We start from the raw sequence: 14551 nt of genomic DNA, 5'->3' as shown, positions 1-14551 counted from the left end.
TGTAATTATTTATAAAACTCTTATCCAAGCTTCTTTTTAAAGGAAGTTTATGAAGTTTTTTAAAATCCCTAAACTGCACTTAAATTCCAAAGAGCGATAAGAAATGTTTTTAGAAAGTTTTATTCTTTAAAAAGTTATCGCTTTATAACCAAGCCCTTTAGTTTGATTGTAAGAAACGCTTCTAGCGTTTTAGATTTTTATTCTTTATTCTTTATTCTTTATTCTTTATTCTTTATTCTTTATTCTTTATTCCGTTAGTGTTGCTTTTTTATTTCTTTTGTTTTTAACTTTTTTAGTTTGGGGTTGTTATGGGGTTTGTGTTTGAATGGTTTTTGTGTTTTGGATTTTTAGAGCCGATCTAAAAGAAAACTTTTTCATCAAGTTTCTTTTTTAAAAAAGCCTAAAAATTTCTTAAACACTTCTTTAGGATCGAATGCATCACACACCTTGCACCCATACATGCCAATTAAAATCACAAGCCAGCTCACATACACCCAGCTCATCAAAAACCACAAAATAGAAACGCTCCCATAAAGCTCATGGTAAGTGCGATTATACAGCACATAATAAGTGAAAGCCCATTTCAGCACATGCCAAGAAACGCTCGTAAAAAACACCCATAAAAACACCCAAAAATAATGTTTAAACACCTTATTCGTGGGAATGGTAAAAAGGATCAAAAAAAACGCGTAAGTGCCTATCCATCTTAAAACATGCAACAAATTTGAATCTTTATCTTCAAAAAACACTTGGATCTTAATATCAAAAAACACCACTAAAGGCAAAGCGAATAAAAACACTAAAGTCGTGCCAAACCCCCAAAATAAAAAGATTTCTTTACCCTTAAAATGCACATAATCTCTAGGCTTTGCGTCAAAAATTTTTGACGCGATGGAGCGGTAGTTTTCACAAAAAAGCACCAACGCCACCACAATGGACACCTCTTCAAGCGTGCCTAAGGTCATGTCTGTTTTTTTAAAATTTTCTAAAAAATCCTTAATCGCGCCAATGAGTTTAGGGGCGTTGGGGAAAATCAAGGCTTCCATTTCACCGCTGTGCGCTTGCAAATAATGAGACACAAAAAGACTAAACACAAACAACAAAATAGGCGATAAAGACAAAATCGTATAAAAACTCAAGCTGGAAGCGTAGTAAAACAATTCGCTCAAGCCCAAAAAGGCGTTTTGAAAGTGCGTGGGGAAAATCATTCTAAGAAGGCGCAAAAACCCTCTAACGCTTTTAAAAAGTTCTCTCATTAATGACAGCTTGTCGCCATTGTCAAGCCATAAGAGAGCAGTTTTTCTATATCTTTTTTAGGGGCTTTGCCTTTGGTGGTCAAATAGTCCCCTAACACTACCGCATTAATGCCGTATTCAAAAAGCTTGGCTTCCTTTTTGTCGTTATCTTTAAACACCACTTCACGCCCCCCAGCCACCATAAGCCTAGCGTTAGGCAAAAATTCCTTAGCCAAAAGCACGCATTCTAGGGCTTCATCTGCGCTTAAAGTCTCTGCATCAATGGGCAATACCGGGTTTTTAATGAAAAAATTAATCGGCGTGGTGTGCGGGGAGAGCGAAGCTAACGCCCTAAGCATTTCAATCCGATCTTCCCAGCTCTCATTAAGCCCAAAAATCCCCCCACTGCACAAGCCTAACCCCGCCCTTAAAGCGTTTTCGCATGTGATAAACCTTTCTTCCCATGTGTGCGTGGAACAAATTTTAGGGAAGAAATTTTGCGAAGTCTCTAAATTATGGTTATAGCTATGAATGCCCGCATCTCTTAAAAACTCTAATTGCTCCAAATCCGCGCGCCCGCAGCATGCGATTAAATGCAAGCCCAATTCTTCTTGGTTGATGGCTTTAGCTAATTTGGCGATGTATTCGCATTTTTCATCGTCTAATTCGCGCCCTGAAGTAACCAAACAAAACCCTAAAGCCCCTAATTGTCTTAACGCTCTAGCCTCTTGTAAAACCACTTTTTCATCTTTAAATTTATAGCGCTTGATCGCTCCTTGGTGGTGTGAGCTTTGCGTGCAATAAGCGCAATCTTCCTTGCAATCCCCACTGCGCACATTGGAAATAGAACATAAAAAAATCTCTTGCATAATCATTCCTTTGTTTTAAAAAAGTTGGTTTTTTGAGATTGATTATAGCAAAGAAAAAGAAGCGCTTTTGATTTTAAGGGCTTTATTCCATTAAATATTAAAACTAAAACTTTATTTGATTTTAATTTAATTGTTCGCTAGTGCCTCTAAAGTCAATCTCAAAACTTTACGCTATAATTTTCTCACTTTTTCATTAAGGGATTTCATGCAAGATTCATCCATTCAAAGTTACCCCCCCCCCCCCCCAATCAGCAATAAAAGATCGCACGCCAAATAATGCGCCTAGTAATGGAGAAATAGAGCTACCCACCCACATCACCAGTAATTTAAAAAAAGAGCTTAGAGATTACCAAAAAAAAGCGATACATAATTATTTAGAAAAACGCCAATCCCACCCAACTCAAAAGCATTTCATGTTTGAAATGGCCACCGGTAGCGGTAAAACCTTAGTGATGGCGGGTTTGATTTTAGAATGCTATAAGCAAGGCTATCAAAACTTTATCTTTTTTGTAAACAGCACCAGCATTTTAGAAAAAACGAAATTGAATTTTACAGACAGCGTTTCATCAAAATACCTTTTTAGTGAGAATATCAATATCAATGATGAAAACACAGAAATTAAAAGCATCAATAATTTGAACGAGAGTCATAACAACGCTATCAACATTTATTTCAGCACCATTCAGGGCTTGTTTTCATTATTCACTAAAGCTAAAGAAAACGCTATCACCCTAGAGGATTTAAAAGATCAAAAATTAGTTTTTTTAGCGGATGAAGCGCACCATTTAAACACAGAGACTAAAAAGAAATTGAATGATAGTGAGGCTAGTGAAAAACGCAACTGGGAAAGCGTGGTGAAATTAGCCCTAGAACAAAATAAAGACAATTTATTGCTGGAATTTAGCGCCACTATCCCTAATGAAAAAAGCGTTAAAGACAAATATGAAAACTTAAAGGTGGTAACTTACACCTTAAAAGAATTTAGCGAAGATAAATTTTGCAAAAACATCTACTCCCTTTCTTATGAAAACAAAGGATTAGAAACGCGCTTTTTAGGAGCATGCGTTTCCAGTTTGTATAAAGAATTATTAGCCCAACACCACAATATTGAAAACTTTAAACCCTGTATTTTGTTTAAAAGCGAAAGGATTGAAGACAGCAAAGAAAATCAAGAGCGCTTCAACGCCTTTTTAGAAAATTTAAGCCCTTTAGATTTGGAAAATTTTTTCCATTACAGCCGCAACGCTTTTTTTAAAGACGCTAAAAACTTTTTTGACAAGCAAAAATACACCCCTAACCTTGTGGCATTCTTGCAGACGAAATTCAAAAAAAGCACCCAGATCAACACTAACAACGAAAAAGAATTAGAAAAAGGCATGCTTTTATTGAACTCCCTAGAAGACAGAGACAACCCTAAAAGAGTGATCTTTAGCGTGGATAAGCTCAATGAAGGTTGGGATGTGTTGAATTTGTTTGACATTGTCAGGCTTAAAAATAAAGCGAGCCAAAAAGACACCACCAAAGACGCCCAGCTCATAGGGCGAGGGGCGAGATACTACCCCTTTAGCTATAACGATTTCAAGCCAGGCCGCATAGAGTTTTACCAACGCAAATTTGATCTTGCCAATCCCTTAAGCACGTTAGAAAGGTTAGACTACCATGCCATTTATGACAGCGAGTTTATCGCTAAATTAAACAACGAGTTACAAGATTTAGGATTAGGATTTGTGGATGAAAAACAGACCATCCCTTTAACACCCACCAAGCGTTTCAAATGCTACTATGCGAGCAATAAAAGAGAAAAAAATAACAACCTGTTCAATAAAGACTATTCAGACCCTGTTGAAGCCACACTCAAAAGTTTGCATGTCCCCCTATTTGCTTTTGGCGTGCGTGAAAAGAAAGTGGATTTTAAAGAAGAAAATAAAGGCGATAGAACTTACTATATACCCCACACCTTAGATAAAATCCCTATAAACTATTTTTTAAAAGCCCTTAATTTAAAAAACCTGGATTTCAAAACGCTTAAAAAAGCCTTTAAAAAACATGCCTTTAACAATAAAGTGGGATTTATAGAGCAATATATTTCGCTATTAAAAACAAACTTCCATAAAAGCCAAAAGTTTGACGACAATAAAATCCTTTTAAAACTCGCTGTTTATATCATTGGAAGCTTAAAAGACACGCTTTTAAAAGAGCAAGATAAATACGATGTGAGCGCACTAGAATTAAAAGAATTTGAAACGCATGAAAGAAGCCTTAGCGTTAGCGAATTGGAAAAAGACACTTATGAATGGCTGCTTTTTAAAGACATGCGAAAATTAGACAGCGATTTAGAAAGGGAGTTTTTAGGTTTTATCAACGACCATAAAGAGGTTTTAGACAAGAAATTCAAAGAGTGGTGCGTTTTAAGGAACGATCATTTCGCTGAATTAAAAGTTTTTTGCAACATAAAAGGTTCTCGGTACCCGCAAGGTTTTGAGCCGGATTTTATCCTTTTCGCTCAAACGCATGAAGATGAATTTTTAGGATTCACTTGTTACATGGAAGTTAAGGGCGAGCATTTAGAGCATTCTAACGCTTGGAAAGAAGAATTTTTAGAAATGCTAGAAAACGCCACGCTTAAAAGCCACAACAAAAAGCTCCATTTAAAAGGCTTACCCTTTTTCACGCTCCATAATGGCGTAGTAAAGAGCGAATTTGCAACCGCTTTCAATCAAATTTTTAAGGACTCCAAATGCTAAAAACCCTACTAGACACTTTAATTAATCATTTCACTAAAGAACGCCTAGAAACTCTAATCATAGAGCATGATGAAAAGCTTTTAACTTTCATGCTTGAGCATGAAAACGCTAACGGCTATAAAAAACACTTTTTTAAAACTATCGCTAACACGCTCGTGTTTAATGAAAAGGCGTTATTAGAATGTTTAGAAACGAAAAAATTAGAAAACTCTTTCACACGATTTAAAAATCAAATAGGCTTATATTCACAAGGACGCCCTATCAAATCCAGCGAACTAGTCGTTTTGCATTTCCCTTTTAAAGACAATGTTTTACTCGGTAACGCTAAAGATAACAACACCAAATCTAACGAGCTTTTTTACCATGAAATATTGCATAAAAACGAAATTGACACGCTTTTAAGTCCGAAAGCGTTGTGCCGTTTTGAAATGCATGGACAAGGCGATCTAAAAAGCGCTTTAAAAGATAAAAACACGAACTACCTTATCAAAGGCAACAACTTGATCGCCCTTCATTCTTTAAAAAAGAAATTCGCTAAAAAAGTGAAATGCATCTACATTGACCCCCCTTATAATACCGGCAACGACAGCTTTAATTACAACGATAATTTTAACCACAGCTCATGGCTAGTGTTTATGAAAAACAGGCTTGAAGCGGCTAGGGAATTTTTAAGCGATGAAGGCGTGATTTTTGTGCAATGCGACGATAACGAACAGGCTTATTTAAAGGTTTTAATGGATGAGATTTTTGGAAGAGAGAATTTTGAAGTCAATTATTTTATTCAAGTGCGATATGGTGATAAAACACTTGCAGAAAAAAATAATTATCAAAAACTGATAGAACAAATACTTTGCTACAAAAAGAGTACTAATTTTATTCCAAATAAAGATAAAGAAAATTATTCTATTGAAAACTTTGTTTGGAAAATAGACACAAAAACACCCATTAAAACAATTGAGTTAAAAGGAAGAATAGTAGAAATTTTTACAGAACAAAATTATCAAATAACTAAAGAATTACCCAATGAAAATTCATTAAAAGAAACTTGGGCAAGCGGAACGGTGCTAACCGGCAATGCTTCTGGTAAATTTTTTGATGAATATCTATCTTCACGAGTTGAAGAGGATGGGTTAAAAGTATTATATAAAGTGCATGGTATTGGAGAAGATGGGCTAGGTTATCGGTTTTTTACTGGACCAAAAAAAATAGGAGCTAAGCAAGGAAAATTTTACTCAGGGATACCTCTAGTGCGATTAAAAGAAATGAAAGAAGGAAAATCTATAAAATATAAGCCGATAGAAAATTTTATTGATTTGTCGGGAAGTTTTGGTAATTGTCGCTTAGAGGGAGATGCTAGTTTTAGAGCCGGTAAAAAACCCGAAGCCCTAATTTCAAGAATTTTAGAAATTTCCACCCAAGAAAACGATCTCGTGTTAGACTTTTTTGCCGGGAGCGGGACGACTTGCGCAGTAGCGCACAAAATGAAACGCCGCTACATAGGCATCGAGCAAATGGACTATATAGAAACGATCACTAAAGAAAGGTTAAAAAAAGTCATAGAGGGCGAGCAAGGGGGCATTTCTAAAAAATGCGATTTTAAAGGGGGTGGGAGTTTTGTCTATGCTGAATTAAAAGAAGTGAATTTAGAAATTAAAAAACAAATCCTTAACGCTAAAAGCGCGAGCGAATGCCTAAAGATCTTTAACGATCTTAATGAGCGTTTTTTAAAACGCGCCGATTGTAAGATGGATGAAATTGATAGCGGAGAGTTCCAAAAATTAGATCTCAATGAGCAAAAAAGGATTTGTTGTAATCTTTTAGACTCTAACGAAGACTATTTAAACCTGGGCGATATTGACGAAGACGCATGGGAGATAGATGAGATCACTAAAAAATACAATGAAATTTTTTATTCTTAAGTTTGATCGTTCAACGCGCACCACTCAACGCATCAAAACGCTACGCCTATTTAGTGGGCAAAAATAAACAATATAGAATAAACAATGTGGTTTAAAAGCTAGAGGAATTTAAAACGCTTGGGCTAAAAAATTTTTAGCTCTGCTTGACATAAGGATAACTAATCCGCTAGCAGTAAGCATCCGCTCGCTATAAACTCGCTATAAAATAAAAAAGATCATTAAAAATAAACTATTAAAAATATTATTGTAGTATTCAAGCCAATCAACAAGGAGCAAAACATGAAAACCTTTAAAAACCTGCTCTGTTTTAGCCTGATTGCTATGAGTTGGCTCCAAGCGGACATGCTGGATAATTTCACTAAGGCTATTAACAGCTACACCACTAAAAAGCTTAATGAAATCAAGGATCAAGTCAATAGCGCTAATCCTACTAAAAATCGCAATCCCACTCACAACGCTAATGGCATGCTCACTAACATTGATTGTAAAGTCTTAAAAAATAACTTCTATTCGGTGTGTTATTCTAGCGAATTAAAAAATCCTATTTATGGCGTGAGCGTGTTGTTTGGGGATTTAGTGGATAAAAATAATATTGAGAAACGCTATGAGTTTAAAACGGACACACGATTAGCCAAATACCAACAAGCCACGACACAAGATTACACCAGAAGCGGTTTTGATAGGGGGCATTTTGTGGCGAATGACGCTTCTTTTGATTTTGCCTCTAACCCTTTAAGAGAGACTTACAGAATGACTAATATCACCCCTGAAGCCAAAAACACCAACAGGCATTCTGTTTTATTGGTAGAAAAAGAGGGCCGTAATTTGGCCAGGAAATACCATCAAGTTTTAGTCGAAGAACTCACCATCATCAAACAGGGTTATAGGACTTTTAGCTCTAAAAACATCGCTATCCCTAGCGGCTTTTGGTACCACTATGATATAAGCCTAACGGACAGCTATGAAAACGCTAAAAGCGAATGTTTTTATATCCCTAATGACAACCAAAACTATCCCTTACAAGAAATGAGAAGAGATTGTAAAGAATATGAGCGGGTTGAAAAGCAGGTGGTTTTTAAGAACAATAAAAACACTGAGTTGAACGAATTGCCTAAGTATCTTAACAACGCTAAGAAGTATTAAAACTAAAATGCCTATAAAAACACCGGTATTTTGGATAAAAAGGTTTAAGAAATCAAATTTCTAAACGGCTTAAAACTGGTTTTTTATTAGAAGCGATAAAAGTTTTATGGGCGTTGGAGGAATGAGATGAAATTATTATTACAATTATGGCAAACACAACAATAGATCCGGGTTTAAGATAATCTCCTGTAGTTGTTTGCTGGTTTGCTAGATAAATCCATGCTATCCATATGAAACAGCTTATAATCCATAAAGGCGATCCAAAAATACCCTATTTCGCTTCTCGCAACCCTAAAAACAACAATATGCAAATTTTAAATTATTTTACATGAACTCCTGGAGCTTGTTCGCTTGCGCCATCCATTCTGCAAGGCTTTCATAATCGTTATTTTCTATCCAAGCCTTAGCTTGCGCGATTTCTTTTTCGCATTTTTTAATCGCTTCTAAGACATTGTCTCGGTTTTGTTTGAAAATATCTTTCCACATTAAAGGCGAGCTTTTAGACAAACGGCTCATATCCCTAAAACCCCCACCCGCTAAAGATAGAATCATCTCTGGGTCGTTTTGCTTTAAAACGCTATTGGCTAGAGCGTAGCTCAAAACATGGGGTAAATGGCTGATATAAGCCACATGGGCGTCATGCTCGCTAGATTTCATTTTAATCAAGCGTGCTTTAACGCCTAAAAAGATTTCTTTAGCGATCTCTACTTGCTTGGTCCCTGAATCTTCCAAATCGCACAATATCACCAGAGCGTTTTCATACAGCCCCTTAACGCTCGCTTTAGGGCCATAAAACTCTGTCCCGCACATGGGGTGTGCGGCGATGAAATTCTTACGAATGCTTTTAGGGATATTGTGAATGATTTTAGCTTTAGCACCCCCTAAATCAATAATCGTTGCGCTTTTTTTAACGGGAGTCATTTTTTTCAAACATTCAATGATGCCCTCAACCGGAATGGCCAAAAAAATCACATCGCATTCTAAAATCTTTTCAAATTCCACGCATTCATCTACAAGCCCCAAAGTCAAAGCCAATTTGGCATGCAAAGCGTTATGATCATAGCCTGTAACGCTTTTAAAACGCCCCCATTCTTGCAAGGCCAGCCCTAAACTCCCTCCCATAAGCCCTAAACCAATAATGCCTGCTTTCATGCCAAATTTTAAAGCAAAGTTTTTTCTAACACTTCGGCGATGTTTTTCACCGCAACGATGTTTAAATTCTCTCGCACTTCAGCAGGGATTTCATCTAAATCCCTTTCGTAATTTTTGACAGGAACAAGAGCGGTTTTAATGCCGGCTTTAAAAGCAGCGATCAATTTTTCTTTCAACCCTCCTATGGGTAAAACTTCCCCGCTCAAAGTCAATTCGCCCGTCATTGCCACTTCGCTTCTTGTAGCCCTATCGCACAAAATGCTCGCCATCACGCTCGCCATAGCGATCCCAGCGCTCGGGCCGTCTTTGGGCGTAGCCCCCTCAGGGACATGCAAATGCAAATCGTAAGCGTTATAAACTTTCAGCGCTTTTTTCTTTTTCTTACCCTCTGCATCGGTTTCGCTAGGGATTTTAGGCGCTTTTAAGGTTTCGTTATCCAATAAGGCTTTGACAACAGAAAAGGCAATAATGGCAGATTCTTTCATCACATCGCCTAAACTCCCGGTGAGTTTCAATTCCCCCTTGCCTCTAATCTTAAGCGCTTCAATTTTAAGCACATCGCCGCCTACTGGAGTCCATGCCAAACCATTGACGATACCGATTTTATTTTCTCCATCTATGGGGTCAATTTCAAACACCATGCGTTCTAAATACTCTTTAAGGTTATCAGGCGTGATAGAGACGCAGAAATCTTTGTTTTCGCCTTTTTTTTCGTTTTCTTCATTTTCGCTTTTTTTGTCTTCGCTTTTTTCATTTTCGCCTTTTTTGGTTCGCCCTTTTTTGTGCGGGTTATCTTCTAGGTATTTTAAAGCCACTTTACGCATAATCGTTGCGATCTGTCTTCGTAAATCCCTAACGCCCGCTTCTCTGGTGTATTTTTCAATAATGAGTTTCAAGCACTCATGGCTAATATCCACTTCGCTAGGCTTTAAGGCGTGCTTTTCTAATTCTTGGGGGATGAGATAGTTTTTAGCGATTTCTTCTTTTTCATTAGGCGTGTAGCTGGACACGCTGATAAATTCCATTCTGTCTCTTAAAGGGGCTGGGATTCTGTCAATATTGTTAGCGGTAGCGATAAAAATCACTTGCGATAAATCAATGCTAAAATTCGCATAATGATCCCTAAAAGCGGTATTTTGCTCAGGGTCTAAAATCTCTAATAAAGCGCTCGCTGGATCGCCCCTAACGCTCCTATCCACCTTATCAATTTCATCTAAAACCATGACCGGATTCATTTTTTTGGCTTCAATAAGCCCTTGGACAATGCGCCCGGGCATTGAGCCTATATAAGTGCGTCTGTGCCCTCTTAATTCATTCACATCTTCTAATCCCCCTAAAGCGATCCGAACTAAAGGGCGCTCTATCGCTTTAGCGATAGAATTAGCTAAGCTTGTTTTACCCACGCCAGGAGGCCCATAAAAGCATAAAATCGTGCCTTTAGCCTTATCTTTTTTTTCTGGCTTTTTCTTGTGGCGCATTTCTAAAAGCTGCATGGTGGCAAAGTATTCTACAATGCGCTCTTTAGGTCTTTTTAAGGAATAATGATCCTTGTCTAGTTGTTCTCTCACATGCTTAATGTCAAGTGCTTTTTTCCCGTATTGCCCAAAAGGCACATCTAACATGGTTTCAATGTAATTTTGTAAAGTCGCGCTATCAGAGCTGTCCGCATGGGTTCGGCTCAGTCGGTCAATTTGCTTTTTGATTTCCTTAAACGCTTCTTCTTTCAAAAAAGGCTTGATGCTTTCTAGTTTTTGGTAGTATTGGTTTAAATCTTCATCTCGCTGTTTGTCTGTGCCAAGCTCTTTTTGGATTTGCTTGAGCTGCTCTTTTAAGAAATATTCCTTATTGGTTTGCTCCATTTTTTGATGGACTTTGGATTTGATTTCTTTTTGGAGTTTTTGGGTTTTAGTCTCTTCTATCACAATATCAATCAAATCCAACAAGCGCTGCTCGGTGTTGTTGTTGGCAAAAAGAGAATACGCTTGATCTTTTTTTAAATGCAAGGCCGCTGCGATTAAGTCAGCGATGCGGTTAGGATCGTCATTGTCTTCTAAAGCCTTGATCAAATCCGGAGGAAAGAGTGAGCTGACATTGGCTAGAGTGATCACTTTTTCTTTTAACACTTCCACGATCGCTTGAATGTTTTCTTTATCGTATTCTAAATACTCAATAGGGCTTATTTGAGCTTCTAAAAAGCCTTGCTCGTTTTCTTTAGCAGGCTCTAAAATACGCCCCTTAGCGATGCCATTAAAGAGCAATTTCACGCGCCCATTAGGCATGTTGGCTTCACGCATCACCGAACCTATCACCCCCACATCATAATAAGGGGCTTCATTATCGTTCAATTTGTCTTTTTGGCATGCAATAAAGACTAATGATTTGTTGTTTTTAGCGTAAGCCACCGCCTTAATGCTCGCGTTATTTTGCAAAAAAATAGGGGCTATCATAAAGGGGTATAAAAAAGTGTCTTCTTCTACCAATAAAGGCAGAATTTTAGGAAAATCTTCAGTCATTTTTCATCTCTCTGTTATAAATTTGTATGGTTTTGAAATATCCTACCAATCAAAAATTAACACATACCAAGGCATGTGCGATGGTTTGGGTTTAGTCTCTTTTTCTAAAGTCTCATCTATCCTTTCTAAATAGCGTTTCACGCCCTCAGGCTTGTGGCGTTTTTTATAGACATTCGCGATCGCGCGATTGAGCTCGTTTTGCCCTAAAATGAATTTGATTTGCATGTATTCTACATAGGGGCGGTAACGGCTGTTAGGGTATTTTTCTATAAATTCGCCCAAACTCACAATAGAATTAGAGATAAATTCCTGGTCTTTAGAATGGTTTTTGAAAGCGTAATAATGCGATTGCAATTTTAAAAAAGTCAAATAATCCACATTGTCTTTCGTCCCAAAGCGCTTGATGTATTCATCAAAGTAAAAAGACGCTAAAACATATTCTTTCTTTTTCATGTGCGCTTGCCCTAAAGCCAGCATCGCTTCTGGGACAAGGGGGGAATTGATGTGTTCGCTCTGTAAAGAAGAATAGTAATTGTCCGCTGTTTCTAAATTAGCAAAAAGGATTTCTCTTAAAATCCCTTGATACCAAAAAATCGCCGGTTTGTTGTATTCATCTTTTTTTTTCTTTTTGTCCGCGCAACCGGTGCCTATCACAATAATCGCCATTGCGATAAAAAGGAAAGTTTTAAAATGTTTTAAACGCATGCCACCTGTCTTATAAAGTTAAATTTTTGAATAACTCATGGTTATTTTTTCTTATCTTTCTTATTCCCACCGAATAATGTCAGCACCATTTCTCCAAATCAAGCCCAGCCGCACCAAAAAGACGCCACCCACCGCTAAAATGAGATTTACTGGGATTATTTTTCTTGATTTGTGGTTTTATTTTGATCATTTCTTACTCCTTATTATATTTTATAATGATTCAGTTAAACTTCCATCATGGTTAAGTTATTGGGATTATACCCAAAACTAGCAAAAATTGATTTTACCAAAATTGTTTGATATAATACAGAGTTTAGTTTAGAAATCATTGAGTTGAGCGCTGGTTTTAAGGCGGTCTTTTATTCTTTAAGGAGAAGATTTTGTGCTTTTTTAAAGGGAATGCAATCGCCTATGATTTTTGATGTGAAAGCGCCTATCTTAGGGTTTGAAACCATTCATAAAATGCACTTGCAAAAGATTGATGAAATCTTTTTGCGTTTGAATAGTGCAGAAAATAATTCTGTCGTGTCTTTCACGCTGGTCAATCCTTTCGCTCTAAGAAAATACGATTTTGAAGTGCCTACCCCCTTAAAAATTCTTTTAGAATTAGAGGGAGCCAAGAGCGTGTTAGTCGCTAATATCATGGTCGTTCAAACCCCCATTGAGCTTTCTACGGTGAATTATCTAGCCCCTCTAATTTTCAATTTTGACAAGCAACTCATGGGGCAAGTGGTTTTGGATTCTAACAAATACCCACACTATCATTTAAGGGAAAACATTTTAAGCCACACGCATGAATGATGCATGAAAATACAAATAATGTTTAAAAAGCTATTTTAAACTTATTTTTAACGCATGGGTGGTTTTTGCAAAAGACAAGCGAGCGGTTTCTTATGGTATAATAGCGGTTATTTTTTAGAATAACCAACGCTAAAAATGGCACTTTAGTCTAATTCAAAACAAGGAGTTTATTTTTATGGAACAAAATCATCAAAACTTACAATCCCCATTTTTTATAGAACACATCTTACAAATTCTACCGCACCGCTATCCTATGCTCTTAATAGATAGAGTCGTGGAGCTAGAGGCCAATAAAAAAATTGTCGCCTATAAGAATATCACTTTTAATGAAGATGTGTTTAACGGGCATTTTCCCAATAAGCCCATTTTCCCGGGCGTTTTGATCGTAGAGGGCATGGCACAAACGGGAGGGTTTTTGGCTTTCACTAGCTTGTGGGGGTTTGACCCTGAAATAGCCAAAACAAAAATCGTGTATTTCATGACGATTGACAAGGTTAAATTCCGCATTCCTGTAACCCCAGGCGACAGATTAGAATACCATTTAGAAGTCTTAAAGCATAAGGGCATGATCTGGCAAGTGGGTGGCACGGCTCAAGTGGATGGCAAAGTGGTCGCTGAAGCCGAATTAAAAGCCATGATCGCAGAGAGAGAATAAAAATGAGTAAGATTGCAAAAACAGCCATCATCTCTCCTAAAGCAGAGATTAATAAGGGCGTAGAGATTGGGGAATTTTGCGTGATTGGAGATGGCGTCAAATTAGATGATGGCGTGAAACTCCATAACAATGTAACTTTACAAGGGCATACTTTCATCGGGAAAAACACCGAAATTTTCCCTTTTGCCGTGCTAGGCACACAGCCTCAAGATTTAAAATACAAGGGCGAATACAGCGAACTGATTATTGGAGAAGACAACCTTATTCGTGAATTTTGCATGATAAATCCCGGCACTGAAGGGGGGATTAAAAAAACCCTTATTGGGGATAAAAACCTGCTCATGGCTTATGTGCATGTCGCCCATGATTGCGTGATTGGAAGCCATTGTATTTTGGCTAATGGCGTAACTTTAGCAGGGCATATTGAAATAGGCGATTATGTCAATATTGGCGGTCTTACTGCAATCCATCAGTTTGTGCGTATCGCTAAAGGCTGCATGATAGCCGGTAAGAGCGCTTTAGGCAAAGACGTGCCGCCTTATTGCACCGTAGAGGGCAATCGCGCTTTTATTAGGGGGTTAAACCGCCACCGGATGCGCCAATTACTAGAGAGTAAGGATATTGATTTTATTTATGCACTTTATAAGAGGTTGTTCCGCCCTATCCCCTCTTTAAGAGAGAGCGCTAAATTAGAATTAGAAGAGCATGCTAATAACCCTTTTGTAAAAGAGATTTGCTCTTTTATTTTAGAGAGTTCTAGGGGCGTGGCGTATAAGTCAAGCGAATATTCTAGCGAAGAAAAACAAGAGGAATAA

12 protein-coding genes are annotated in these 14551 nt (G+C 37.5%); 7 read left to right on the top strand and 5 right to left on the bottom strand.

Features of this window, described 5'->3' with window-relative positions; translation table 11 throughout:
- Positions 1 to 377 precede the first annotated feature (377 nt).
- Together QT74_RS03685 and QT74_RS03680 are read right to left on the bottom strand one after the other, a co-directional pair.
- Positions 378 to 1256, bottom strand: a complete 879-nt coding sequence (locus QT74_RS03685; RefSeq protein WP_033764717.1) for a YihY/virulence factor BrkB family protein — start codon at positions 1254 to 1256, stop codon at positions 378 to 380.
- The gene (locus tag QT74_RS03680; RefSeq protein ID WP_001155649.1) at positions 1256 to 2104 is read right to left on the bottom strand and encodes a biotin synthase; all 849 of its coding nucleotides are present in this window, start codon (positions 2102 to 2104) and stop codon (positions 1256 to 1258) included. The genes QT74_RS03685 and QT74_RS03680 overlap by 1 nt, the downstream gene beginning before the upstream one ends.
- Positions 2105 to 2234: 130 nt before the next feature.
- Between QT74_RS03680 and QT74_RS08835 the strand changes: the two genes are divergently transcribed.
- The 4 genes from QT74_RS08835 (at position 2235) to QT74_RS03665 (ending at position 7910) form a co-directional block, all read left to right on the top strand.
- On the top strand, positions 2235 to 2381 hold the full coding sequence (locus QT74_RS08835) for a type III restriction endonuclease subunit R (RefSeq protein ID WP_324286929.1): 147 nt from the start codon (positions 2235 to 2237) through the stop codon (positions 2379 to 2381).
- Positions 2317 to 4848, top strand: a complete 2532-nt coding sequence (locus QT74_RS03675) for a DEAD/DEAH box helicase family protein (protein ID WP_324286930.1) — start codon at positions 2317 to 2319, stop codon at positions 4846 to 4848. Before QT74_RS08835 ends, QT74_RS03675 begins: the two co-directional genes overlap by 65 nt.
- Complete coding sequence (locus tag QT74_RS03670; RefSeq protein ID WP_033764715.1) at positions 4842 to 6767, top strand: site-specific DNA-methyltransferase; 1926 nt, start codon at positions 4842 to 4844, stop codon at positions 6765 to 6767. Before QT74_RS03675 ends, QT74_RS03670 begins: the two co-directional genes overlap by 7 nt.
- A gap of 279 nt (positions 6768 to 7046) precedes the next feature.
- Positions 7047 to 7910 (top strand): DNA/RNA non-specific endonuclease, encoded by an 864-nt coding sequence (locus QT74_RS03665; protein WP_033764714.1) that lies wholly within the window; start codon positions 7047 to 7049, stop codon positions 7908 to 7910.
- A 324-nt stretch (positions 7911 to 8234) separates the two neighbouring features.
- On the opposite strand, the gene QT74_RS03655 is transcribed toward QT74_RS03665, so the two are convergent.
- Genes QT74_RS03655 through QT74_RS03645 form a run of 3 tightly spaced genes read right to left on the bottom strand, consistent with a single transcriptional unit; the run spans position 8235 to position 12280 of the window.
- Positions 8235 to 9062: a prephenate dehydrogenase gene (locus tag QT74_RS03655; protein ID WP_033764712.1), complete on the bottom strand. Its 828-nt coding sequence runs from the start codon at positions 9060 to 9062 to the stop codon at positions 8235 to 8237.
- Between the two features lie 8 nt (positions 9063 to 9070).
- Positions 9071 to 11575 (bottom strand): endopeptidase La, encoded by a 2505-nt coding sequence (gene lon, locus QT74_RS03650; RefSeq protein ID WP_033764710.1) that lies wholly within the window; start codon positions 11573 to 11575, stop codon positions 9071 to 9073.
- Between the two features lie 42 nt (positions 11576 to 11617).
- Positions 11618 to 12280, bottom strand: a complete 663-nt coding sequence (locus QT74_RS03645) for an outer membrane protein assembly factor BamD (RefSeq protein WP_033764708.1) — start codon at positions 12278 to 12280, stop codon at positions 11618 to 11620.
- A gap of 411 nt (positions 12281 to 12691) precedes the next feature.
- Between QT74_RS03645 and fliW the strand changes: the two genes are divergently transcribed.
- The 3 genes from fliW to lpxA all read left to right on the top strand — a co-directional run bounded on the left by fliW (position 12692) and on the right by lpxA (position 14551).
- Complete coding sequence (gene fliW / locus QT74_RS03640; RefSeq protein ID WP_033764724.1) at positions 12692 to 13081, top strand: flagellar assembly protein FliW; 390 nt, start codon at positions 12692 to 12694, stop codon at positions 13079 to 13081.
- A 175-nt stretch (positions 13082 to 13256) separates the two neighbouring features.
- Positions 13257 to 13736 carry a 3-hydroxyacyl-ACP dehydratase FabZ gene (gene fabZ / locus QT74_RS03635; protein WP_020973113.1) on the top strand — a complete coding sequence of 160 codons (480 nt, stop codon included), beginning with the start codon at positions 13257 to 13259 and terminating at the stop codon, positions 13734 to 13736.
- A gap of 2 nt (positions 13737 to 13738) precedes the next feature.
- Positions 13739 to 14551: an acyl-ACP--UDP-N-acetylglucosamine O-acyltransferase gene (lpxA, locus tag QT74_RS03630; protein WP_033764703.1), complete on the top strand. Its 813-nt coding sequence runs from the start codon at positions 13739 to 13741 to the stop codon at positions 14549 to 14551.

Origin of the sequence: Helicobacter pylori SA213A, from assembly GCF_000476275.1 — a bacterium.
Taxonomy (GTDB): domain Bacteria; phylum Campylobacterota; class Campylobacteria; order Campylobacterales; family Helicobacteraceae; genus Helicobacter; species Helicobacter pylori_CL.
The sequence above is the reverse complement of the archived record's forward strand: the minus strand, read 5'-3'. Positions and strand labels throughout refer to the sequence as shown.